The organism is Streptomyces sp. NPDC047706, assembly GCF_043204795.1.
GTDB lineage: Bacteria > Actinomycetota > Actinomycetes > Streptomycetales > Streptomycetaceae > Streptomyces.
Genome location: NZ_JBIDCW010000007.1, coordinates 255,975 through 279,216 on the forward strand (window position 1 = coordinate 255,975; position 23,242 = coordinate 279,216).

Below are 23,242 nucleotides of genomic sequence, written 5' to 3' on the forward strand. Positions count from 1 at the left end.
TTCCTCACGTGTCTTCCTTCTCCGAGCCCTGCTCCTGCGCCGCCCGGACCACGTCCGACGCGTCCCGCGGCAGCCGCAGCGTGAACACCGCGCCGCCATCGGGGGAGTTGGCGGCGGTGATGTCGCCGCCGTGGATGTGGGCGTTCTCCAGGGCGATGGACAGGCCGAGGCCGCTGCCCTCGGAGCGCGGGCGGGAGGCGCTGGCCTTGTAGAAGCGGTCGAAGACGTGCGGCAGGACGTCCTCGGGAATGCCGGGGCCGTGGTCCCGCACCTGGATGACGACTTCGCTGTCCTCCTCGCGCACGGCCACCCGCACCGGCGAACCGCCGTGCTTGAGCGCGTTTCCGATGAGGTTGGCGAGTATGACGTCCAGGCGGCGGGGGTCGAGGCGGGCGTGGATGCCGCGTGCCGCGTCCAGCTCGACCGCGTCCAGCCAGGCGCGGGCGTCGATGCAGGCGGTGATCTGGTCGGCGACGTCGACGTCGTCGAGGACCAGGCGGGCGGTGCCCGCGTCGAAGCGGGTGACCTCCATCAGGTTCTCGACCAGGTCGTTCAGCCGCCGGGTCTCGCTCACCACCAGCCGTACCGCCGGCTCGATCATCGGGTCGAGGCCGCCGCTCTCGGAGTCCAGCTCCTCCTCCAGCACCTCGGTCACGGCCGTGATCGCGGTGAGCGGTGTCCGCAGCTCGTGGCTCATGTCCGCCACGAACCGCCGGGACGCCTCGTCCCGCGCGGCCATGTCCGCGACCCGCTTCTCCAGCGCCTCCGCGGTCCTGTTGAACGTCCGTGACAAATCGGCCAGTTCGTCGGTGCCGGACTCCCTGAGCCGGGTGTCCAGCTTGCCCTCCCCGAGCCGCCGCGCGGCGACACCGAGCCGGTGCACGGGTTTCAGCACCGTCGTGGCGGCGGCCTGCGCGAGCAGCGCCGAGCCGATCAGCGCGAGGCCGGTGGCGATACCGAGCGACCAGGCCAGCGAGTTGAGGTCCTTGGCCTCCGGCTCCAGCGACTTGACCATGTAGCCGGTCGGCCCACCGCCGATCACCCGCGTGCCGGCCACCAGATACGGCGTGCCGCCGTCCACGATCCGCTGCCAGTACAGGTGGTACGGCGATCTGTTGTTCGAGGTGAGCGGCTGCTCCTTGTTCACGGCCGCGCGCAGCGACTCCGGTACGTCGGTCAGCGCGAAGCCGTCGTTCAGGCCGCCGGAACTGCCGTGGACCGCCTTGCCCGACGCGTCCTCGGCGACCAGGAGCACACTGAAACGCTGGCTGCTGCCGGCCATCTGAGCGGCGGTGCGCTGGAGTTCGTCCTGGGTGGGGTGGGCGGGCAGGGCGCCGGCCCGGTTCTGCATCTCCTGCTCGAAGTCGCGCAGCACCGCGTCCTGGGCGCGGGTCAGCACGGCCTCGCGGTTGAGCCAGTACGCGATCCCGGACGCGGACACCGCGGCGGTCAGCGCCACCAGCCCGAACACGACGACGAGCCGCAGCCGCAGACTGGTGAAACGCAGCGTCGACAGAGCTCCCTTGCGTGCCGCGGCCCAGCCGCGGAGACCCTCTTGCGCGTCGGTCACTGAGGCGGATCCAGCCGGTAACCGACACCTCGCACGGTACGGATCAGGGTCGGCGACGACGGCACGTCCTCGACCTTCGCGCGCAGCCGCTGGACACACGCGTCCACCAGCCGGGAGTCACCGAGGTAGTCGTGCTCCCACACCAGCCGCAGCAACTGCTGCCGGGACAGCGCCTGACCGGGCCGCCGGCTCAGCTCGAGCAGCAGCCGCAGCTCGGTCGGGGTGAGCTGGAGGTCCTCGCCGTTCTTCGTCACGGTCATCGCCGCGCGGTCGATGACGAGGCTGCCGAAGGCCGCCGCGTCGTTCGCCTCCCGCTCGCCGCGCCGCAGCACGGCCCGGATGCGTGCGTCCAGCACGCGGCCCTGCACCGGTTTGACGACATAGTCGTCGGCACCGGACTCCAGCCCGACGACCACGTCGATGTCGTCGTTGCGGGCGGTCAGCAGGATGATCGGCAGCTGGTCGGTGCGCCGGATGCGCCGGCACACCTCGAACCCGTCGATACCGGGCAGCATCACATCCAGCACGATCAGATCCGGCCGCTGCTCGCGCAGCAGCTTCAGACCGTCCTCACCGCTGGCAGCGGTCGCCACGCGGTGTCCCTGGCGCGTCAGCGAGAGCTCCAGGGCCGTGCGGATGGCGTCGTCGTCCTCGATCAGCAACAGGGAAGGCACGGGCTCATTCTGACCCATGGTGGGCCGGCGTTTCGACACTCGGGCGGCTGCGTAGCCGTACCGCTCTTCTCCGTGACCATGGCCGCGGTGCTCCGCGAAGGACGTTCGGGCCCGCCCCTGTGACACGTCTGTGACAGTCGGCGGACACACCGATGAAGTCGGCTCGGCAAGCTTCTCGGCACAGGCAAGGAAGCAGGACGAGCAGGGCCGGACACCGGCAAGTCCACGACGGGGGGCGCGAGATGAACACGCTGCACGGCACCAGCACCAGCGCAGTGGTCACGCGTCTGCACGACGTGCACGCGGGCCGGGGTTCCGAGAGGTCCGGCGCGGTGAGCGGGCGGGGGTGCGCTCGCGGCGCCGGGCGTCAGCACACCGCCTACATGACGGTGGTTGACGGTTTCACGGGGGAAACGCACGGGGGAGCCGCGTACGGGGAGGAACCGGGGGAGCGTCGCTCACTGACGGAGGCGGAGTTCACCGCCTACGTCCAGGAACGCCGCGCCTCCCTGTACGCGACCGCCTACCACCTCACCGGTGACCGTTTCGAGGCCGAGGACCTGCTGCAGAGCGCGCTGTTCTCGACGTACCGGGCGTGGGACCGGATCAGTGACAAGGCGGCGGTCGGCGGCTATCTGCGCCGGACCATGACCAACCTGCACATCAGCGCCTGGCGGCGCCGCAAACTCAACGAGTACCCGACAGAGGAGCTGCCGGAGACGGCCGGCGACACGGACGCGATGCGTGGCACCGAACTGCGCGCGGTCCTGTGGCAGGCGCTGGCCCGGCTGCCCGAACTCCAGCGCACCATGCTGGTCCTGCGCTACTACGAGGGCCGCACCGACCCGGAGATCGCGGAGATACTCGACATCAGTGTCGGCACGGTGAAGTCCAGCATCTGGCGTTCCTTGCGCCGGCTGCGCGAGGACGAGGTCCTGAGCTTCGGCCGTGACGAGCAGCACGCCTTCGGGGAGCTTGTCGCCTGAAGGTCCGGCCCCAGGAGGGGAGTACGGGGAGTACGGGGCCGGGGGGGAAACGGGGGAGCACGGGGGAGCACGGGGGAGCACGGGGAGCGGGGCTGGAGGGCCGGGGGGTCCGTCCAGTCCCGCCTCCGTGTGTGCGCCGTTCCGCGTGGTCGGGGCCCGGGTGCCGGGGGTGGTGCTACACGGCCGTACGTGCCGTCGTGCAGCGTCCCGCCGCCGCGGCGGCCAGGCGGCCCATCGCCTCGTCCCGGTCGCAGGCGTACGCGCCGAGCGCGGTCTGGCGGGCGACGATGGAACGCTCGGCGCGCATCAGACGCCAGCCGCGGCGCAGCAGGAACGGCACCGACTTGCGGCCTTCCTTCAGATCGCGCACGAAGCGACGGCGGAAGGTGCGCACCGGGCCGCGGCTCAGGCACAGCGCGTCGGCCAACAGCCCCAGCTCACGGCAGCGGGTGACGATCTCGGCGGCGAAGATGCCCTCCGCGATGAACAGCGGGGTCCGCCCGATGTCGAGCGTCTCGGCGCCGGTGCGGGCGCTGAGCGAGATGTCGTAGACGGGGAGGTCCGTACGGCCCGCGCGGCACAGGTCCTCGATCGCGGCGACGGCCGCGTCCGCGTCCCACGAGGCCGGGTGGTCCCAGTCGATGTCGGAGCTGCCGTCGACCAGCGGCAGCGTCGGGTCGGTGCCTTCCTTGTAGAAGTCGTCGAGCCGCAGGACCGGCAGGCCGGAGCGGGCGGAGAGCAGGGACTTGCCGGAGCCGGACGGGCCGCACAGCAGCACGACCCGGGTGGGTATGGGCGGATGGGAACCCAAGGTGTTGTCCTCCGGCGGTCTCGGGGCCGCGCGGACGAGGCTTCCGTCCGCGCGCATCCCGTCATTATCCCTGCCGCCGTCCGGCCCCGGAGCCCGCCGTCAGGACGCGACCGGACCGGTGTCCGGTGCGCTGTCCGATGCGGCCGCGGGCTCCCGGGCGGCGGCCGTACGCCGGCGGCGGCGGGTCCGGCGTGCGTGTGGACGGCGGTGCCGATCGGTCAGCGCGGAGAACCGGGCGATGCCCCAAGGCCGTTGAAGGTGCCCTGGCAACTGCACGACGCGACGGGCTGGAACGACAACGGGCTGCGGCTGATGCGTCCGTGCCGGCTCAACCGGACGGCGGCGGGCTCCGGGTTCGTGCTGCCCGTCGGCCTTCGCGGGGTGCGCCCTGCGCACCGGGCAGCGGCCCGAGCCGCCACAGATCGCCGGCCAGGCCAGGGGAGCGCGCCCTGCGGGAGCCGCGGCCGGTACCCGGGGCGGCGCCCTGGCCCTCGTGCTCGGGCGCTCGCGCACCCTGCTGCCGGGCGAGTTGCGGGCCCCGCCTCGGCCGCGGAACCGGTCCGGCGGGCCGGCGTTTCCCCGGCCGGGGTGTGCCGGCAGCTCAAGGCGTCGCGGGACGCCGGGCACGGGCGGTTCGCGCCGTACGCGCGGACGTCGTTCGCCGAGTCCCTGCTCGGGGCTCCGTAGGATTCGGGCGGTCGGCGTGCGCGCCCGCGTTCCCCGGCCAGGGTTTCCGACGTACGACGAGGAGTGGCCGGCCACCGTGGATACCGACCGTCTCGCCCGGCAACTGTCCGCCGTGGCCGGCCCGGCCCATGTGCTGACCGACCCCGCGCTGTGCGCCTCGTACGAGACCGACTTCACCGGCCGCTACCGGGGCCGGGCGCGGCTGGTGGTGCGGCCCGGGGACACCGCCCAGGTGGCCGAGGTACTGCGGCTGTGCCGTGCGGCCGGGGCGCCGGTCGTGCCGCAGGGCGGCAACACGGGCCTGGTCGGCGCGTCGGTGCCCACGCCGGACGGCGGCGAGGTCGTGCTGTCGCTGCGGCGGCTGGACGGCATCGGGGAGGTCGACCCGGCCGTGGGGCAGGTGACCGTGGGCGCCGGTGTGGTGCTGTCCGGCCTGCACCGCCATGTCGCCTCGTCGGGGCTCCAGTTCGGCGTCGACCTGGCCGCCCGGGACTCCGCGACCCTCGGCGGCATGATCGCGACCAACGCGGGCGGTGAGCGGGTCGTGCGGTACGGCACCACGCGAGCCAACGTGACCGGGCTGGAGGCCGTGCTGGCCGACGGGTCCGTACTGGACCGGCTGGCCGGGCTGCCCAAGGACAACACCGGGTACGACCTGACCGGCCTGCTGATCGGCAGCGAGGGGACGCTGGCGGTCGTGACGCGGGCCCGGTTGCGCCTCGTTCCGCTGCCGCCGGAGCGGGTGACCGCGCTGGTGGGGCTCGGCTCCCTGGAGGCGGCGCTCGACGTGGTGGCTCGGCTGCGGGTGCTGGACTCGCTGGAGCTGGCCGAGTTCTTCATGGCCGAGGGGCTGGCGCTGGTGCTGCGGACGAGCGGGCTGCCCGCTCCGTTCCGGACGTCGTACCCGGTGTATCTGCTGGTGGAGTGCGCGGCCAGGCGTGATCCGGCCGGGGAACTGGCCGAGGTGCTGCAGGCGGCGGAGCAGGCGGTGGACATGGGGGAGACGGCGGTGGCGTCGGCGGACCCGGACCGGCGGCGGCTGGCCGCCTACCGGGAACGGCACACCGAGTCGATCAACGCGGTGGGCGTTCCGCTGAAGCTCGACGTGACGGTCCCGCTCGGAGGACTGGCGGGCTTCGTCGCGGACCTGCCCGGCGTGCTGGCGGGGCGCGGGCGGCCGTATCTCTTCGGGCATCTGGCCGAGGGCAATCTGCACGTCAATCTGCTGGAGGTGGCGGCGGAGGACGAGGACGCGGTCACCGGCGCGGTGCTGGAGCGGGTCGCGGCCGTGGGCGGGAGCATCAGTGCGGAACACGGCGTGGGCCGTGCCAAGGCCCGCCATCTGCACCTGAGCCGGTCGGAGGCGGAGATCGCGGTGATGCGGTCGGTGAAGGCGGCGCTGGATCCGGGCGGGTTGCTCAATCCCGGGGCGGTACTGCCGGGGGAGACGGGCGGCGGGACGCCGGGACCGGGTCGCTGATTGAAGCCCACACCCTCCGTCAACTACCCTACGTGCTGACCCGATTACTCAGCGCGTTCACAAGGTGGCATCAGCGATGGCCCGAAATGACTCCTCCCCCCAGCCCACCCGGCGTGCCCTCGCCGTGCTCGCGACGGCGGGAGCGGCCCTGAGCGCGTCCGTGGCGCCGGCCGCCGCGGACACCGAGTCGTTCCTGGGCATGGTCCACACCCGGCCCACCTCCCTCGGCAACATCGACCCGGAGGCGGGGACGGCGGCCCTCACCGGTTCCGTCCGCTACGTCGCGGGCCCCGCCGCCGGTCTCAAGCCCAACCCCCTTGCGGGCACGGGCGTCGACCCCCTCGACAACGGCGTCGGCACCAAGCTCGCCGACTTCAAGCCTCTGACGTCCCAGGCGGTCACGCGCCCCGTGGCGCAGGCGGAGTCGATCGGCAGCGTGCCCGGGGTGGGGACGGTGACGGGCTTGCTGATCTGAGCCGTCCCCACGGGTCCCCGGCCGCCTGGCGGGCGAGGCTCCGGACCACGGAGGCCGCGCTTCCCGAGGGGGAGGCGCGGCCCTGGTGTTTCACACGGGCAGTGGGTGCGCAGCTGGTGCGCACGGGGTGCGGCTGTCGTACGGATGCGGAACGGATGCCGTGCGGACCGCGCGCGTTGATGCGGGTCGGGCACCGGAAACGGATGCGGGGGCGGGGAACTCCACGGAAACGGACAACGCTCACGGATGGCGGGACGGCAGCGCACCTCAGGTTGCGGGGGTGCCCTCCTTCTCCGCCCCCGTCGTCGCATGCTCCTCCCCGGCCTCCCATCGCAGCAGGTCTCCCGGCTGGCACTCCAGCACCTCGCACAGAGCGGCGAGCGTCGAGAACCGTACGGCCTTCGCGCGGCCGTTCTTGAGCACCGCCAGGTTGGCGGGTGTGATCCCGACGCGTTCGGCGAGTTCGCCCACGGACAGCTTCCGTCTGGCCAGCATGACGTCGATGTCGACGGCGATCGGCATCAGATCACCCCCTGCAGCTCGGCCTCCAGCCGTGCCGCCTCCACGTCACGCGCGACGGCCTGCGCGAGCAGCATCCGCAGTACGAGCACGATGAGCGCGACGCCCAGCGCCGCGACGACCACCCCGCCGATCAGCAGGACGACACCCGGGGCGACGGCCTCCCCCGGCGCGATCATGTACCCGAAAGCGCTCAGGAGAACGGCGGCCGCGGCGATCGCCCAGAGAACGACGTCGACGTACCGGAAGGCGGCGTGCGAGAACACCGTGCCCCTTCGCACCATGGTCACCAGCCGCCACACGCAGACGAGTACGACCTGGACGGTGACCACGCCGAGCACCAGCACGACGAGGAACGCGGCCCGCGGATACGCCAGTTCGGAGGCCCCTTCCTCCAGGTCGGCCCCGATCAACGGCACCATGACGGCCTGCACGAACACCGACCCGGCCAGCAACGCCACCAGCACGGCCCGCAGAGCGAGCGTCGTCATCTGTCCCATATCCTCTCCCTCGATCGACCCACGATAAGAATCTATCGATAGTCGATAGGTGGGGCAAGTGGCCCTCCCGAAGTCCGGGGGCAGGGACCGCAGGCATGACCTCCCGGTCGCCGGGTGCGGGGTCGGGCCGAACCGGCGAGGAGGGACGCGCAGCCGGGTGCGGCCCGTGGCTCGCTATCCCAGTGCGAGCAGGATCGCCAGCAGCACCGCTCCGGCCACCGCCGGTGCCGCGATCTCGTACGCCCAGCGCACGGTCACCTCGCCCTGCGCGGTCTTCGCCTTCTCCCTGGCCTCCAGCGTCTGGCGCAGGTCGTGGATGATCTGGTCGCTCTCGGCGCGGACGGGGCCGTCGTGGACGCCGGCGTCCATGAGCCCGCCGAGGCCGCGGGGACGGGACCTGCCGCCGCCGGCGGACTGCGACGTGCGCCGCGCCTCCTTGCGCGCGGCCCGCTTACGGGCGCGCAGGGAGACGGGTACGGCCCACAGCTGGTACTTGTCGCCGGCCTTGCTGACGACCTCGTTGGTGTACCCGGAGCGCAGGGAGGCGACCTCGCCCCAGGGCAGCACGATCACGCGGAACGGGTTGCGCACGCGCAGGCGGTCCTCCCCGGCGTACACGGCGGGGCGCACGGTGAAGGCGACGACCAGCGGCACCACGAGGAGGAGCGAGGCGAGTGCAAGCCACGGTCTGCCGCCCTCGCCCGCGACGATCGCGTCGATGCCGAGCCAGCCGGCGAGGGCGAGCAGCAGGATGCCGCCGACGAGACCCATGGGTGACCGGTAGATCCGGTCCCGGGTCGTGGGGCGCGAAGGCTGCGGCGCTGATGACTGCTGGTCCGGGGTCGTCATGCCTCGATTCTGCCCGACGCCGCCGAGGGCGCCCATGCGCGGTGGGTCACCGCCGCCCGGCGGACCGGCACCGCGCCGACCGCCGGCAGGACGTCTCCGCGAAGAACGACGGGGGGTGTACAGCCGCTACGCGCGTAGATATGCTCGTCTGGTGACCATGCCCACCACTGCACACACGCTCACGGACGTGGCGGCCTCCGACGCGACGCTGCGCCGCTTCCTGCACGGGCTGCCCGGCGTCGACGCGGTCGGCCTGGAGGCACGCGCCGCCTCCCTCGGCACCCGTTCCATCAAGACCACGGCGAAGGCGTACGCCATCGACCTCGCGATCTCGATGGTCGACCTGACGACGCTCGAAGGCGCGGACACCCCGGGCAAGGTCCGGGCGCTCGGCGCCAAGGCGGTCCACCCGGACCCGACGGACCGTGCGACTCCGGCGACCGCCGCGGTCTGCGTCTACCCCGACATGGTGGCCACCGCCAAGGAGGCCGTCGCCGGTTCCGCCGTCAAGGTCGCCTCCGTCGCCACCGCCTTCCCGGCCGGCCGCGCCCCGCTCTCCGTGAAGCTGGCGGACGTGCGCGAGGCGGTCGCCGCCGGTGCGGACGAGATCGACATGGTCATCGACCGCGGGGCCTTCCTGGCCGGCCGGTACATGCAGGTGTACGAGGAGATCGTCGCCGTGAAGGAGGCCTGCGGGGCGGCCCGCCTCAAGGTCATCTTCGAGACCGGTGAGCTGTCGACGTACGACAACATCCGCCGCGCCAGCTGGCTCGGCATGCTGGCCGGGGCCGACTTCATCAAGACCTCGACCGGCAAGGTGGCGGTGAACGCGACGCCCGCGAACACCCTTCTGATGCTGGAGGCGGTGCGGGACTTCCGCGCCCAGACCGGGGTCCAGGTCGGTGTGAAGCCGGCCGGCGGCATCCGCACCACCAAGGACGCCGTCAAGTTCCTCGTCCTGGTCAACGAGACGGCCGGTGCGGACTGGCTGGACAACCACTGGTTCCGCTTCGGCGCCTCCTCGCTGCTGAACGATCTGCTGATGCAGCGCCAGAAGCTGGCCACCGGCCGCTACTCCGGCCCCGACTACGTGACGGTGGACTGATCATCATGGCTTCCGTATTCGAGTACGCACCGGCGCCCGAGTCCCGCTCGGTCGTCGACATCGCCCCGTCCTACGGCCTGTTCGTCGACGGCGAGTTCGCCGAGGCGGCCGACGGCAGGGTGTTCAAGACGGTCTCCCCGGCCACCGAGGAGGTCCTCTCCGAGGTCGCCCAGGCGGGCGAGGCGGACGTCGACCGTGCCGTGAAGGCCGCGCGCAAGGCCTTCGAGAAGTGGTCGGCGCTGCCCGGCGCCGAGCGGGCCAAGTACCTGTTCCGCATCGCCCGCATCATCCAGGAGCGCTCCCGCGAGCTCGCGGTCCTCGAGACGCTGGACAACGGCAAGCCCATCAAGGAGACGCGGGACGCCGACCTGCCCCTGGTGGCGGCGCACTTCTTCTACTACGCGGGCTGGGCCGACAAGCTCGGCCACGCCGGCTTCGGGCCTTCGCCGAAGCCGCTGGGCGTGGCCGGCCAGGTCATCCCGTGGAACTTCCCGCTGCTGATGCTGGCGTGGAAGATCGCCCCGGCGCTGGCGACCGGCAACACGGTCGTGCTCAAGCCCGCCGAGACGACCCCGCTGTCGGCCCTGTTCTTCGCGGACATCTGCCGCCAGGCGGGCCTGCCCAGGGGCGTCGTCAACATCCTTCCCGGGTACGGCGACGCGGGCGCCGCGCTCGTCGCCCACCCGGACGTGGACAAGGTCGCCTTCACCGGCTCCACCGCCGTCGGCAAGGAGATCGCGCGCACCGTCGCGGGGACGAGCAAGAAGCTCACCCTCGAACTGGGCGGCAAGGGCGCCAACATCGTCTTCGACGACGCCCCGATCGACCAGGCCGTCGAGGGCATCGTCACCGGCATCTTCTTCAACCAGGGCCAGGTCTGCTGCGCGGGCAGCCGGCTGCTGGTGCAGGAGTCGATCCAGGACGAGCTGCTGGAGTCGCTGAAACGCCGGCTGTCGACGCTGCGCCTGGGCGACCCGCTCGACAAGAACACGGACATCGGCGCGATCAACTCCGCCGAGCAGCTGGCCCGGATCACCGCGCTCGCCGAACAGGGCGAGGCGGAGGGCGCCGAGCGCTGGTCTCCGGCCTGCGAGCTGCCGTCGTCCGGCTACTGGTTCGCCCCGACGCTCTTCACGAACGTCACCCAGGCGCACACGGTGGCCCGCGACGAGATCTTCGGCCCGGTCCTGTCGGTCCTCACCTTCCGTACGCCGGACGAGGCCGTCGCCAAGGCGAACAACACCCCGTACGGCCTCTCGGCGGGCATCTGGACGGAGAAGGGCTCGCGGATCCTGGCGGTCGCGAACAAGCTGCGCGCGGGCGTCGTCTGGTCCAACACGTTCAACAAGTTCGACCCCACCTCGCCGTTCGGCGGCTACAAGGAGTCGGGCTTCGGCCGCGAGGGCGGTCGCCACGGCCTGGAGGCGTACCTCGATGTCTGACCGACTCAGTGTGTTCAAGACCTACAAGCTGTACGTCGGCGGGAAGTTCCCGCGTTCGGAGAGCGGCCGGGTGTACGAGGTGTCGGACTCCAAGGGCAAGTGGCTGGCCAACGCGCCGCAGTCCTCCCGCAAGGACGCCCGTGACGCGGTCGTCGCCGCCCGCAAGGCGTTCGGCGGCTGGTCCGGGGCGACGGCGTACAACCGGGGCCAGGTCCTCTACCGCGTGGCGGAGATGCTGGAGGGCCGCAGGAGCCAGTTCGTCCACGAGGTCGCGGACGCCGAGGGGCTGTCGAAGTCCAAGGCCGGCGAGCAGGTCGACGCGACGATCGACCGCTGGGTCTGGTACGCGGGCTGGACCGACAAGATCGCTCAGGTGGTGGGCGGCGGGAACCCGGTCGCGGGCCCGTACTTCAACCTGTCCTCACCCGAGCCGACGGGCGTGGTGGCAGTGGTCGCGCCCCAGGAGTCGTCCTTCCTGGGCCTGGTCTCGGTGCTCGCCCCGGTGATCGCGACGGGCAACACGGCGGTCGTGGTGGCCTCCGAGAAGGCCCCGCTGCCCGCCCTGTCCCTGGGCGAGGTGCTGGCGACCTCCGACGTCCCCGGCGGCGTGGTGAACGTCCTGTCCGGCCGTACGGCGGAGATCGCCGCGCCGCTGGCCGCGCACCAGGACGTCAACGCGATCGACCTGGCGGGCGCGGACGAGGCGCTGGCGAAGGAGCTCGAGATCGCCGCGGCGGACAACCTCAAGCGGGTGCTGCGTCCACAGCCTGTGGACGACTGGTCCGCGACTGCGGGGACGGACCGGATGACGGCCTTCCTGGAGACCAAGACGGTGTGGCACCCGACGGGTTCGCTCGGGGCGTCGGGGTCGTCGTACTGAGCCTGCGCGGCGAATGAGCCTGACGGCGCCGGACCGCCCCCGCGGGCAGCCCGGCGCCGTTGTTCCAGGGTGCCGTTGCGCAGGGTCAGCGCACGTCGACGAAGTCGCCCGCGGACACCGCGGCCGCCGTGCCGGACGAACCGGCGTAGGACCAGCGGTAGGTGCCGTCGTGGTACGCGCGGACGGTGGTGGACAGCGAGCCGTCGGCGCCCGTCAGGACCGTCTTCACGGTCTTGAACTCCTTGCAGCCCTCCGGGCGGAACTGCAGCTTCACCGCCTGGCCGGCCTCGGCGGCCACGTTCGTGCCGGTCGCCCAGCCGGCGTGCTGCACACCGCCCTTGACGGTGAGGTTCTTGCCCCACTTCACGGGCTCGGGGGTGGCGTCGGCGGTGACGTGGGTCTGGCGCAGCATCGTGAAGGTGGCGGCGGTGTCGAGGAAGTGGGCGTCGCTGTCCGGGGCGATCGCGAAGGCGCTGACCTTCCAGGTGCCGGCCTGCGCGTCGTCCGCCGGGGCCGTGCCCGGGGTGAGTTCGAAGGTCAGGGTGCAGGTGCTGGTCGTGTCGGCGGTCGGACCGCAGGCCGCGGTCGAGGGCACCGTGGCGTCCGGGGCCTCGATCGAGCCGTGGTACAGGGTGGCGTTGATCTGCTCCAGACCGGACGGGTCGGTGGCGGTGACCTCGACGGTCACGGTTCTCGCGGTCGTACCGACGACGACGGGGTTGCCGTCGTTGACGACGACGCCGGTGACCTCGGTGTCGCCGAACTGCTCGTCCGCGTGCGCGGCCGGAACGGCGAGGGCGGACAGGGCGACGGCGCCGCACGCAGCGGCGACAGCTGAGCTCATGCGCATGCGAATTCCCCAATGTAAATGCCGCGGCCCGTCCCTAATCCCTTGGCGGGCCCGAATTGACGTGTGCAGCGTACTCATTCCGTGGAGATTTCGGAACGTTTTCATGGAGCTCATCCACCGTGCTGCGGATTTCCCGGCGAAGAATGCGCGCGGAATATCCGCTTCGATGATTCCGTGGAAAGCCGGCGGGGAAATTCGGTCCGAATTTCAGCGGACCTGGCGCCCACCTACGCGTACCGGGGCCCGGGCCGGCGGCGCGCGCACCGGGTTCCGGCCACCCGGCTGGACCCCGATCCCGGCTGACGGGGCCATCGGGCGCACTCATGAACGAGGGGCAACGTTCGCATGAAGCATGCCGAATGCAGTTACCGCCGACGATCGCGTATCACTCCCGCCTCACTAATCTGCCTCTGCCGCGCCGTCGGCGAACCAGCGTCGGCTCGTGTGGCTTCCTGATACCGGGAACAGGGGAAACACAGGGGTGGGGATGGATGGCGAGAAGAAAGGGCGGCGCTGCAGTGCCGGGCACGCGCTGTCACATAGACATAGGGGCGGACGGAACCCACGCGTGGCGCCTGACCGCCACGAACGGCCGGGTGATCGCCATGGCCGCGGTGACGTACCAGGGGTACGACGAATGCCGTGCGGCGTTCGAGCGGCTGTGTGCCGAGGTCAGGTATTTACCGGGTGCCGTGCACCACACGTCCGAGGGGAGCGGCTGGGTCTGGCGGCTGCGGGACCGCGCCGGGGGCGCCGTGGCCGTGTCGTCGCGCGCCTACGAGCGGCACTCCACGTGCCAGGCCGCCTATGAGCGCTTCCGGGCGCTGTTGACCGAACTCGGCGCGGGCGGAGCGATCCCGTGGGACGACACGGAGTGAGCGCCGGCTGAGCGGCTGACTTCGGCGCCGGGCCGGCGGCTCGGCATGTGAGGCAACGGGGCCCGGACCCGCCGCCCCGGCGGGTCCGGGCCCCGACGCGTTCTCCGGGCCCGTACCCCGTACGGCCTCTGTCATCGCCGCGTTCACGTCAACCCTCGAAGTTGCCCCTCGGGGGTGCCTAGTTCACATTCGTGTGCGCGTGCGTCCACCGTTTCTCTGGAGCGTCAACACATGTGACGACGCGAAGAGATGAGCGGCCAGTGGTCCCGGCGGACGACCCCCCGAGACGCCTCCACGTCGACCCCGGCGTGCCCGACCGGATCTTCCGCGGCGTGCTGCGCGGCGGCGGCTCCCTGGTGCTCGCGATCATGCTGCTCGTCGGCGGCTTTCTCACTTACCGGGCCTGGCAGGCGCTGGAGGTCGCGCAGTGGGACTTCGTCACCACCGAGGCGTGGGAGCCGGAAGGCCGCAACTTCGGTATCGCCGCGGTGCTGGTCGGCACGATCCTGATCGCCCTCGTCGCCATCGTCTTCGCGGTCCCGCTGGCGCTCGGCACGGCGCTGTACATCTCCGAGTACGCCCCCGCCCGCGTCAGACAGACGCTCATCAGCGTCGTCGACCTGATGGCCGCCGTGCCGTCCGTGGTCTACGGCCTGTGGGGCCTGTTCTTCTTCCAGGGACACGTCGTCACGGTGTCCCGCTGGATCTCCACGTACTTCGGCTGGATCCCGGTCTTCAAGGTCGACGGCGCCGACCCCACGGACCCGCTCGCCACCGCGACGGTCTTCACGTCGTCCACGTTCATCGCGGGCATGGTGGTGTCCCTGATGGTCGCGCCGATCATCTGCTCGGTGATGCGCGAGGTGTTCTCGCAGGCCCCCGTCGGCGAGCGGGAGGGCGCCTACGCGCTCGGCGCCAACCGCTGGGGCATGATCCGCTCCGTCGTGCTGCCCTTCGGCAAGGGGGGCATGATCGGCGGCACCATGCTGGGCCTCGGCCGCGCGCTCGGCGAGACCATCGCCGTCTACCTGATCATCTCGCCGGTCTTCGAGATCCAGCCGCACATCCTGCAGAACGGCACCAACTCCGTCTCCTCGCTCATCGCCCTGCGCTACGGCGAGGCGACCGAGTTCGGCATGTCCGCGCTGATGGCCGCCGGCCTCGCGCTCTTCCTGATGACCCTCGTCGTGAACTTCGCCGCGTCCTCGATCGTCGCCCGCAGCCGTTCCGGCGCGACGAGCGACTCCTGAGGAGACCGAGCCTGATGACCGTCACCACGCCACAGAGCCCGCCGAGCGACCAGGAGCCGCAGGGCGGGCCGAGCCCGTCGGCGCCGGGGCAGCCCCCCGGCCCGGGCACGATCCTGCCCGGACGCCGTACCGGCGGCCGTACGCCCCTGTCCGAGTCCCGCAGGAACCTGTCCACGCTGCGCGCCACGGACGTCTACGCGATGCTGGGCGCCGGCGCCGCGTCGCTCGCGCTCACCTGGCTGATGTTCGACCGGCTGCTGCCCTTCAACGGCGCGCTCGGCTTCGTCGTCATCGCCTACGCGCTGTTCACCGGCCTCTACGCGCTGGTGGTCTCCTTCGACGAGGACGGCCCGGCCGTACGGGACCGGGTGGCCGCGGCCGTCATCCAGAGCCTCGGCGTGGTGATGCTGGCGGCACTGGCCTTCGTGGTCGTCTACACCCTCTGGGAGGGCCGCGAGGCGCTGCCGCACCTGAACTTCTACACGGAGTCGATGGCGGCCGCGGGACCGCTGGAGCCGCTCGGCGTGGGCGGCATCCTGCACGCCATCGTCGGCACACTGTGGCAGATCGGCATCGCGCTGGTGATCTGCATCCCGGCCGGGCTCGTCTGCGCGGTCTTCCTGAACGAGATCCCGGGCCGCTTCAGCTGGTTCGTGCGCACCATCGTCGAGGCGATGACCGCGCTGCCGTCCATCGTGGCCGGCCTGTTCATCTACGCGACCTTCATCCTGGCCCTCGGCTTCGACCGCTCCGGCCTCGCCGCCGCGCTCGCCATCTCCGTGATGATGCTGCCGATCATCATCCGCGCCGCGGACGTGGTGATCCGGCTGGTCCCCGGCACGCTGCGGGAGGCGTCGTACGCGCTCGGCACCTCGCGCTGGCGCACGGTCTGGCACGTGGTGCTGCCGACCTCCCGCTCCGGTCTGACGACGGCGGTCATCCTCGGCACGGCGCGCGGTGTGGGCGAGACCTCGCCGGTGCTGCTGACGGCCGGTTACACCGCCGAGCTGAACACCAACCCGCTCCAGGACCCGATGGTCTCGCTGCCGCTCGCGGCCTTCGAACTCGTCAAGTCCCCCGAAGCGAGCTACATCGCCCGCGGCTTCGGCACCGCGGCGGTCCTGCTGGTGCTGGTGCTGATCCTGTTCGTCCTCGCCCGCTTCTTCGGCGGCCGCGGGCCGGGCCGTCTGACCCGCCGCCAGGAACACCGCCGCGTCCGGGCCTCCCGCCGCGACGCCAGGCGCTTCGCCTCGTACGCCCACACCACCTCCGTCCCGCCGTCAGCCGGTAACGCACCGACGAGGAGCACCCCGTGAAATCCGCACCTGTCCGACGTCCACGCGCCCTGCGCGTGTACCAGGCGCTGGCGCTGTTCGTCGCCTTGGTCTGCGCGCTGCCGGCCCTCGACCCGCCGAAGGCGGAGGCCGCCACCTACACCAAGATCAGCGGCTCCGGCTCGACGTGGAGCGCCAACGCCATCGAGCAGTGGCGCCGCAACGTCCGCCAGCAGGGCATGACGGTGAACTACGCGTCGGTCGGCTCGACGATCGGCCGCAACCAGTTCCGCGACGGCACCTCCGACTTCGGTGTCTCCGAGATCCCCTACGGCCTGAACGACCTCGGCAACGTCGACTCGCCGCCGTCGCGCAAGTACGCGTACATGCCGATCGTCGCCGGTGGCACCTCGTTCATGTACAACCTGAAGATCGGCGGCCGGCGGGTCACCAACCTCCGGCTGTCGGGCGACGTCATCACCAAGATCTTCACCGGCAGGATCACGATGTGGAACGCGCCGGAGATCAGGACCGACAACCCCGAGCTGAACCTGCCGGCCCGCCGCATCGTCCCCGTGGTCCGCTCCGACGGCTCGGGTACGACCGCGCAGTTCACGCTGTGGATGTCGAAGCAGTACGGCTCGCTGTGGAACGACTACTGCCGCCGCGCCGGCAAGCAGACGCCCTGCGGCCTGACGTCGTACTTCCCGAACATCCCGGGCTCCGGTTTCGTCTCCCAGTCCACCTCGCTCGGCGTCGCGGGCTACACCCGCCAGCCGCAGGCCGAGGGCGCGATCACGTACGTCGAGTACTCCTACGCGCGCAACGCCGGCTTCCCCGTGGTCAAGGTCCTGAACAGGTCGGGCTACTACGTCGAGCCGACCGCCTCCAGCGTGGCGGTGGCGCTGACCAAGGCGAGGATCAACAACGACCCGCGCTCGGCGACCTATCTGACCCAGAACCTGGACAGCGTGTACACGTTCGGCGACCGCCGCACGTACCCCCTCTCCAGCTACAGCTACATGATCATCCCCACCAGGGAGGAGGCGGGCTTCACCAAGGCCAAGGGCCGGACGCTGAGCGCCTTCAACAACTACTTCCTCTGCGAGGGCCAGCAGCAGGCCGACCGGCTCGGCTACTCGCCGCTGCCGAAGAACCTGGTCGAGGCCGGCATGGAGCAGACGCGGAAGATCCCCGGCGCCGAGACCGGCAACATCGACATCAACAGGTGCAACAACCCGACGTTCTCCGGCGGACGCAACACGCTGATCGAGAACGCGCCCTATCCGAAGGACTGTGACAAGAAGGGCTCGGACCAGTGCGCCACCGGTACCGGCGGCGCCCCGCAGCCCACCACGCAGACCGGCGGCACCTCCAGCGGTGGCTCCAGCACGGGCGGCAGCGGAGGCCCGACCGGCGGCAGCGGCGCGACCGGCGGGTCCGGCGCGACGGGCGGGTCCGGCGCGACGGGCGGGTCCGGCTCGACGGGCTCGGGCGGTGCCACGGGCGGCTCCGACGGCGGCGGCACCGGCGGCACGGCCGGGACGACCGGGTCGACCGGCGGCACGGTCGTCGACCCGGACACCGGTGAGGTCCTCGGCGCCGACCAGACGGCCGGAGACAGCTCCGTGGCGGCCAGCCCGGTGTCCCTGGGCACCGGGGACTTGCTGGGCCTGCGGACGGCTCTGATGGCACTGTCCGCGGCGCTGCTGATCGGTGTGGTGGTCGGGCCTCCGGTGCTCGCGCGGGCCATGGGCGGCAGGGCTCGCCGGAAGGGGGGTTCGGCATGACCGCCGTACTGACGCGGCGTCGGCCGCGGATTCTGATCGCGGCGGGGTGTCTGCTGGCCGCGCTGGTGGTGGCCTTGCTGCCGGTGCCTCCGGGCACCCAGCCGGCGGTCGCGGCGGAAAGGGACTCCTCGGCGGTGACCAAGTCGGGGGCGAAGGGGAAGTACGACGACTTCTCCGACCTGAAGGTGACGGTCGACCAGACCGAGGGGCTCCGGTCTCAGGGAGTGAGGGTCAGCTGGGAGGGCGGCGGGCAGACCCTGCCGGGCGGCGGTCAGTTCAACATCAACTATGTGCAGATCATGCAGTGCTGGGGCGACGATCCTGCCGGCCCGGAGCCCGAGCAGTGTGTGTACGGCGGGTCCGGGGCCGTGGTGGCGGACGGACAGGGCCGGGTGCTCAACCCGGCACTGGATCCGGCCGAGGAGTCCAGGAGCTTCGTGCCGTTCCGGCCGGCCAACGGTGGACCCGCCACGACGGAGGCCTTCGACTACACCTACTTCGGGCCGCTGGACACCAACGAGCAGCAGGCCAACCTGACGTTCGCGAACGGAACCGGCGAGACGGTGTTCGAGATGCAGGACGGCATCCAGGCCGACTACCTCGGATGCGGTGTGAACACGGCACCCGAGGGGAGGCCGGCTGCTCCGCGCCCTTGCTGGCTGGTGGTCGTGCCGCGTGGTTCCCACGAGGCGAACGGCCAGGAAATCACCCAGCCCACGAACAGCAGACTCCTCACCTCCCCGCTCTCCGCCACGAACTGGGCTCACAGGATCGTCTTCCCCCTGGACTTCCTCCAGGTCGACCAGTTCTGCCCCGAGGGTCAGCCGGAACAGCCGACGGTCGGCTCCGAGCTGATGACCGACGCGGTCACGTCCTGGCAGCCGCGGCTGTGCACCTCGACGGACAGCACGTTCGGCTTCACCTCGGCCGCCGAGGAGCAGACCAGGAGCCAGGTGCTGAGCACGTCGGCCGAGACGCCCACGCTGGGCTTCACCGTCGATCCCGTGGAGCAGGCGGAGGGCGGGCCGGCGATCGTCCACGCGCCGGTCGCCGTCTCCGGGCTGGCCTTCGCGTTCTTCGTCGAGGGGCCGGACGGTGTGGTCCGCGACATGCGGCTCACACCGCGGCTTGTGGCCAAGATGCTCACCCATTCCTATCGGAACGATGTTTCCCTGGCTCCCAGTCCGGAGCACATCAAGGACAATCCACTTGACTACACCGAGGATCCGGAGTTCACAGAGCTGAATCCTGATTTTCCCCCGGTTCCCGGGTCCCCCATGAGTTTGATGGCGCCCATCGGGAACTCCGACACGGCGCGGCTGATATGGAACTGGCTTCAGTCGGACCCGGAGGCCCGTGACTTTCTGGCGGGAAAGGCGGACCCGAACGGGATGAAAGTGAACCCCTATTTCGGTGAACTGGAACTCGACGAGAACTCCACTTTCAACGAGTACCCGAAGGTGGACCCGAGCGAGGGAATCGCGACGGGCTTCGGAGGCGCCAGCCTGCCCTACACCCTCCTGGACATCGCCCCCTACACGGCCGACCTGCACGACGGGGCGGTGCGGGCTCGCCGCGGGAACAACAACAGGACGATCCAGTGGCAGGCGGGAGGGAACGGCACACCCGACAAACTCGTCAACGACCCCCCGTTGCCCGGTAGCCGCGCGGTCATGGCGATCGTCGACGTCCCCTCGGCGGAACGCTACGGACTGCCCGTGGCCGGTCTGCGCAACGCGGACGGGGAGTTCGTCAAGCCGTCGACGGACACTCTCCTGGCCGGCGTCGACACCATGCAGCCGTCGTCCCTCGACGCCGGTGTGCTCGAGCCCGATCCGGCACGTGCCAAGGGCGAGGCCTATCCGCTGACCGCGGTGACCTACGCCGCCGCGTCCGTCGACCAGGACGCCGGGGCCCGCGAGGCCTACGCGGAGTTCATCAGGTATGCCGCCGGTCCGGGCCAGACGCCGGGCCTGTCGGCCGGAGAACTGCCCCACGGCTACGCTCCGCTGCCCGCCGAGCTGCGCACGCGCGCCGAAGCCGCCGCCGACGACCTGGAGCGCGGAGCCGTCTCCGACACCCCTTCCGGCGAACCGGACCCGGACGATCCGGACGGTGGCGGGACAGGTCTCGCCGACGGTGCCGCAGGGGACTCCTCCGGTGCCGGTACTGGAGGAACGGCATCGGGAGCGGGTGGCGAAGCCGGCGGCAGCGCGGAGCCGTCGGCGTCTGGGCCGGCCGCCGTGAACGCTTCGGCGGCGCCTTCCCCGGGGCCTCAGCAAAACGTCGCGGAAACCAGGGGTGGATTCACTCCCGGGGAGATTATGGGAGTCATTCGATGGGTTCTTGTCGGCGTTCTCGTCCTCGGTGGAGCGGCCGGGCTTTCGGGCCCGGTAATGCTGCGACTCGCCCATCGGCGGACTCCCTAGGAGACACCTAGGAAGCCTGCTCGTAACCTTTCCCTCGCTGGGAATTGGTGGCCATTGCCTGGAAAAGTTGGAATTGTATGCGGTGGCCGATCGACGGGTCGGCAGCACGACAATCCGGATTCAGCTTGAACGTCCAGCCTTCGAAATCCGAAACAAGGAGATCAGAAGTGAACGTCAAGTCTCGCGCCAAGGCCGGCGCCGCGGTTCTCGGTGCCGCGGTCATCGGTGTCGGCATCATGTCCACCCCGGCGTCGGCGGACTACACCACTCCGCCGTTCCGCCCGCTGGCGGGTGTCGGTTCCGACACGACGCAGTACGTGATGAACGGCCTTGGCGAGGTCGTGGTGGGCACCGACGGCACCACCAAGCTCGTCGGTTCCTGGAACGCCACCGGTTCCGCCACGATCACCCCGAAGGCCGACGCGCACTGCGCGAACATCGCCCGCCCGAACGGCTCTTCGGCCGGTATCGACAGACTGCTCGCCGACATCAACAACACGTCCCAGTCCGACTGCGCCGACTTCGCCCGTTCGTCGCGGGGCCCGTCGACCGTGGGCTCGACCCTGACCTTCATCCCGTTCGGCAAGGACGCGGTCACCTACGCGACCGACCTGGGCAGCACCCTGCCGACCAACCTGTCCGTCGCGCAGCTGCAGTCCATCTACCGCAACTGCACCTTCGTGGACGGGGGCGTCACCAAGACCGTGTCGAAGGCGCTGCTGCCGCAGGCCGGTTCCGGTACCCGCGCCTACTGGCTGTCGTCCATCGGTGTCACCGAGGCGGAGATCACCACGGCCAAGAACGCCGGCTGCGTCGACGACACGATCCAGGAGCACGACGGCACGGCCCTCGCCAACGGCACCCAGATCATGCCGTACTCGGTCGCCCAGTGGATCGCCCAGGGCAAGGGCTTCGCCGACGTCCCGAACCGCCGCGGTGAGTCGCGTCTGCGCAGCATCGCCGGTGTGGCTCCGACCACTGGTTCGGGCAGCGCGCTGGCCCTGAACCCGAACTTCACCTTCGCCCGCGACGTCTACAACGTCGTCCCGACCGCCAAGCTCGGTGACGCGAACATCGCGCGCGCCTTCGTCGGTGCCAACTCCCAGGTCTGCCAGAACATCAACACCATCAAGAACTACGGCTTCGGTGACCTGAGCGCCGACTCCGCGCCGTCCAACTGCGGTGACACCAGCACCACCGGCAACCGGTAACCGCTGATCGTCAACCGAACCACCGCGTGACGGCCGGGCACCGACCAGGTGCCCGGCCCCACGCGCTGTCCACGAGTCCGTGCAGCCAACAGTCCCCCGGGGGGCCTCCGCAATGACAGTGCTCCAACCCTTCCGAAGGGCGGCCGCGATCCTGGCCGCCTGCGCCGTGCTCGTCTCGGGCGTCGTGGCCCTGGTCGCGTCCCAGTCCCAGCCTGCCCGGGCGGCGTCCGTCGGGGACTTCACCATGGCGTCCGGCGGCGACCTGAGCGATCCCGAGCCGCTCGGCCCGACCCTGGGGATTCCCGCCGCGTGTCCCGACATCACGATCGAGGACATCAACTGGAACAGCCACCTCAACCTCTACCTCGTCAAGGCGGACGGCACCGAGGTCACGGTGCTGAAGGGCATCAGCAACGGCGGGCCGTACACCCAGGCGACCCCGTCGATCTCGCTGACCCCGGCGGACAACCCCGGCATGGAGGTGAACAGCCTCGCCGACATCGTCACCAGTGACGGCACCTACGAGTTGCGTGCCTTCTGCGTCGACAACTACGACTTCGCCAAGCCCTCCGAGGAGATCGTCCCCGGCAACCCGTACTGGACCCAGAAGATCACCGTCGCCGGTGACACGTGGGCGCTGGGCGAGGGCGCGGAGGCGACCAGCACCGAGCTGACGTACAGCCCCTCCGAGGTCGAGCCCGGTCAGACGGTGGAACTCACCGCGACCGTCACCCCGTCCGAGGCGGCCGGGAACGTGACCTTCCTGGACGGCGGCACCCCGCTCGGTGAGGCCGCGATCGCGAACGGCAAGGCCGAACTCACCACTCCCGCTCTGGACGAGGGGCAGCACGACTTCACCGCCCGCTTCGTCCCGGCGGACACCGCCGAGTGGGGCGCCTCCGAGTCCGAGCCGGTCAGGCTGGTCGTCCAGCTGCCCCGGGTGGAGCTCCACAACGCCCAGGGCGAGCGGCTGCCGGATGTCCCGGAGCTGGAGCGCGGTCAGCAGGTCGAGCTCATCGTCCGGCGCTGCACGGCCAACGAGGAGTACACGCTGTCCCTCGACAAGCACGAGGCCGACTTCCCCAGCGCGACAGCCGACCCGAGCGGCACGGTGACCTGGGCATCCCTCACCGTGCCGGAGGACGCGGTCGCCGGTGACAACGCCTGGAAGTGGACCCCGGCGTGCGACGGGGGAGCGAACGCCCAGGCGTCCTTCACCCTCTCCGAGCCCTCCGGCGACCCCAGCGGCGAGCCCTCGGACGACCCGACCGACGACCCCACGGACGACCCGGCCGACGATCCGACCGACGACCCGACCGACGACCCGTCGGGCGACACCTCCGGGACCACGTCCGGGACCACGTCCGGCACGACCGGCGGTGACAGCGGCGGTACCGGCGGCGGTTCCACCGGCGGCAACTCCCCGCAGGGCGGCCTCGCCTCCACCGGCAGCCAGATCGCGCTGTTCTCCGGCATCGGCGCGGTGGTCCTCGTCGCGGCCGGCGTCCTCGCGGTGCGCCTCGGCCGCCGCAACGGGCTGCTGAGCTTCGGCGAGCCCAGGGCCTGACGGCACCCGGAGCAC

The 23,242-nt window shown here is 71.1% G+C and carries 20 protein-coding genes; 13 read left to right on the plus strand and 7 right to left on the minus strand.

Features of this window, described 5'->3' with window-relative positions; translation table 11 throughout:
- Window positions 1-4: 4 nt before the first annotated feature.
- Both ACGF8A_RS11450 and afsQ1 read right to left on the minus strand, forming a co-directional pair.
- On the minus strand, window positions 5-1,570 hold the full coding sequence (locus ACGF8A_RS11450; protein ID WP_393106663.1) for an ATP-binding protein: 1,566 nt from the start codon (window positions 1,568-1,570) through the stop codon (window positions 5-7).
- Window positions 1,567-2,244, minus strand: coding sequence for a two-component system response regulator AfsQ1 (gene afsQ1, locus ACGF8A_RS11455; RefSeq protein WP_393106665.1), 678 nt, complete (start codon window positions 2,242-2,244; stop codon window positions 1,567-1,569). Before afsQ1 ends, ACGF8A_RS11450 begins: the two co-directional genes overlap by 4 nt.
- A 242-nt stretch (window positions 2,245-2,486) precedes the next feature.
- On the opposite strand from afsQ1, the gene ACGF8A_RS11460 reads away from it, so the two are divergent.
- The gene (locus ACGF8A_RS11460; protein ID WP_393106667.1) at window positions 2,487-3,230 is read left to right on the plus strand and encodes a SigE family RNA polymerase sigma factor; all 744 of its coding nucleotides are present in this window, start codon (window positions 2,487-2,489) and stop codon (window positions 3,228-3,230) included.
- A gap of 175 nt (window positions 3,231-3,405) precedes the next feature.
- Here ACGF8A_RS11460 and ACGF8A_RS11465 read toward each other — a convergent pair whose 3' ends face one another.
- Complete coding sequence (locus ACGF8A_RS11465; RefSeq protein WP_393106669.1) at window positions 3,406-4,098, minus strand: uridine kinase; 693 nt, start codon at window positions 4,096-4,098, stop codon at window positions 3,406-3,408.
- 706 nt (window positions 4,099-4,804) lie between these two features.
- On the opposite strand from ACGF8A_RS11465, the gene ACGF8A_RS11470 reads away from it, so the two are divergent.
- Together ACGF8A_RS11470 and ACGF8A_RS11475 are read left to right on the plus strand one after the other, a co-directional pair.
- Window positions 4,805-6,208 carry an FAD-binding oxidoreductase gene (locus ACGF8A_RS11470; RefSeq protein ID WP_393106671.1) on the plus strand — a complete coding sequence of 468 codons (1,404 nt, stop codon included), beginning with the start codon at window positions 4,805-4,807 and terminating at the stop codon, window positions 6,206-6,208.
- A 76-nt stretch (window positions 6,209-6,284) separates the two neighbouring features.
- Complete coding sequence (locus tag ACGF8A_RS11475; RefSeq protein WP_393106673.1) at window positions 6,285-6,683, plus strand: hypothetical protein; 399 nt, start codon at window positions 6,285-6,287, stop codon at window positions 6,681-6,683.
- A 267-nt stretch (window positions 6,684-6,950) separates the two neighbouring features.
- Here the strand turns inward: ACGF8A_RS11475 and ACGF8A_RS11480 are convergent, their stop codons facing one another.
- The 3 genes from ACGF8A_RS11480 to ACGF8A_RS11490 form a co-directional block, all read right to left on the minus strand.
- The gene (locus ACGF8A_RS11480) at window positions 6,951-7,205 is read right to left on the minus strand and encodes a helix-turn-helix domain-containing protein (protein ID WP_393106675.1); all 255 of its coding nucleotides are present in this window, start codon (window positions 7,203-7,205) and stop codon (window positions 6,951-6,953) included.
- Window positions 7,205-7,702, minus strand: coding sequence for a DUF2975 domain-containing protein (locus tag ACGF8A_RS11485; protein ID WP_393106677.1), 498 nt, complete (start codon window positions 7,700-7,702; stop codon window positions 7,205-7,207). Before ACGF8A_RS11485 ends, ACGF8A_RS11480 begins: the two co-directional genes overlap by 1 nt.
- A gap of 174 nt (window positions 7,703-7,876) precedes the next feature.
- The gene (locus tag ACGF8A_RS11490) at window positions 7,877-8,551 is read right to left on the minus strand and encodes a PH domain-containing protein (RefSeq protein WP_393106679.1); all 675 of its coding nucleotides are present in this window, start codon (window positions 8,549-8,551) and stop codon (window positions 7,877-7,879) included.
- Window positions 8,552-8,708: 157 nt separating this feature from the next.
- Between ACGF8A_RS11490 and deoC the strand changes: the two genes are divergently transcribed.
- Genes deoC through ACGF8A_RS11505 form a run of 3 tightly spaced genes read left to right on the plus strand, consistent with a single transcriptional unit; the run spans window position 8,709 to window position 11,978 of the window.
- Window positions 8,709-9,656: a deoxyribose-phosphate aldolase gene (gene deoC / locus ACGF8A_RS11495; RefSeq protein WP_393106740.1), complete on the plus strand. Its 948-nt coding sequence runs from the start codon at window positions 8,709-8,711 to the stop codon at window positions 9,654-9,656.
- Between the two features lie 5 nt (window positions 9,657-9,661).
- Window positions 9,662-11,098 carry an aldehyde dehydrogenase family protein gene (locus tag ACGF8A_RS11500; protein WP_393106681.1) on the plus strand — a complete coding sequence of 479 codons (1,437 nt, stop codon included), beginning with the start codon at window positions 9,662-9,664 and terminating at the stop codon, window positions 11,096-11,098.
- Entirely contained in the window at window positions 11,091-11,978 is an 888-nt protein-coding gene (locus tag ACGF8A_RS11505) for an aldehyde dehydrogenase family protein (RefSeq protein WP_393106683.1), read from the plus strand. Before ACGF8A_RS11500 ends, ACGF8A_RS11505 begins: the two co-directional genes overlap by 8 nt.
- 85 nt (window positions 11,979-12,063) lie before the next feature.
- Here the strand turns inward: ACGF8A_RS11505 and ACGF8A_RS11510 are convergent, their stop codons facing one another.
- The gene (locus ACGF8A_RS11510) at window positions 12,064-12,822 is read right to left on the minus strand and encodes a DUF5707 domain-containing protein (protein ID WP_393106685.1); all 759 of its coding nucleotides are present in this window, start codon (window positions 12,820-12,822) and stop codon (window positions 12,064-12,066) included.
- A 497-nt stretch (window positions 12,823-13,319) separates the two neighbouring features.
- Here ACGF8A_RS11510 and ACGF8A_RS11515 point away from each other — a divergent pair, with 497 nt between their 5' ends.
- The 7 genes from ACGF8A_RS11515 to ACGF8A_RS11545 all read left to right on the plus strand — a co-directional run bounded on the left by ACGF8A_RS11515 (window position 13,320) and on the right by ACGF8A_RS11545 (window position 23,227).
- The gene (locus tag ACGF8A_RS11515) at window positions 13,320-13,706 is read left to right on the plus strand and encodes a hypothetical protein (protein WP_393106687.1); all 387 of its coding nucleotides are present in this window, start codon (window positions 13,320-13,322) and stop codon (window positions 13,704-13,706) included.
- 260 nt (window positions 13,707-13,966) lie between these two features.
- Entirely contained in the window at window positions 13,967-14,956 is a 990-nt protein-coding gene (pstC, locus tag ACGF8A_RS11520; RefSeq protein WP_393106689.1) for a phosphate ABC transporter permease subunit PstC, read from the plus strand.
- Window positions 14,957-14,970: 14 nt separating this feature from the next.
- Entirely contained in the window at window positions 14,971-16,272 is a 1,302-nt protein-coding gene (pstA, locus tag ACGF8A_RS11525) for a phosphate ABC transporter permease PstA (RefSeq protein ID WP_393106691.1), read from the plus strand.
- Window positions 16,269-18,020, plus strand: a complete 1,752-nt coding sequence (locus ACGF8A_RS11530) for a phosphate ABC transporter substrate-binding protein PstS (RefSeq protein ID WP_393106693.1) — start codon at window positions 16,269-16,271, stop codon at window positions 18,018-18,020. Before pstA ends, ACGF8A_RS11530 begins: the two co-directional genes overlap by 4 nt.
- Window positions 18,017-20,449: a hypothetical protein gene (locus ACGF8A_RS11535; protein ID WP_393106695.1), complete on the plus strand. Its 2,433-nt coding sequence runs from the start codon at window positions 18,017-18,019 to the stop codon at window positions 20,447-20,449. The genes ACGF8A_RS11530 and ACGF8A_RS11535 overlap by 4 nt, the downstream gene beginning before the upstream one ends.
- Before the next feature lie 167 nt (window positions 20,450-20,616).
- Window positions 20,617-21,660 (plus strand): hypothetical protein, encoded by a 1,044-nt coding sequence (locus tag ACGF8A_RS11540; RefSeq protein WP_393106697.1) that lies wholly within the window; start codon window positions 20,617-20,619, stop codon window positions 21,658-21,660.
- 112 nt (window positions 21,661-21,772) lie between these two features.
- The gene (locus ACGF8A_RS11545; protein WP_393106699.1) at window positions 21,773-23,227 is read left to right on the plus strand and encodes an Ig-like domain-containing protein; all 1,455 of its coding nucleotides are present in this window, start codon (window positions 21,773-21,775) and stop codon (window positions 23,225-23,227) included.
- Window positions 23,228-23,242 lie beyond the last annotated feature (15 nt).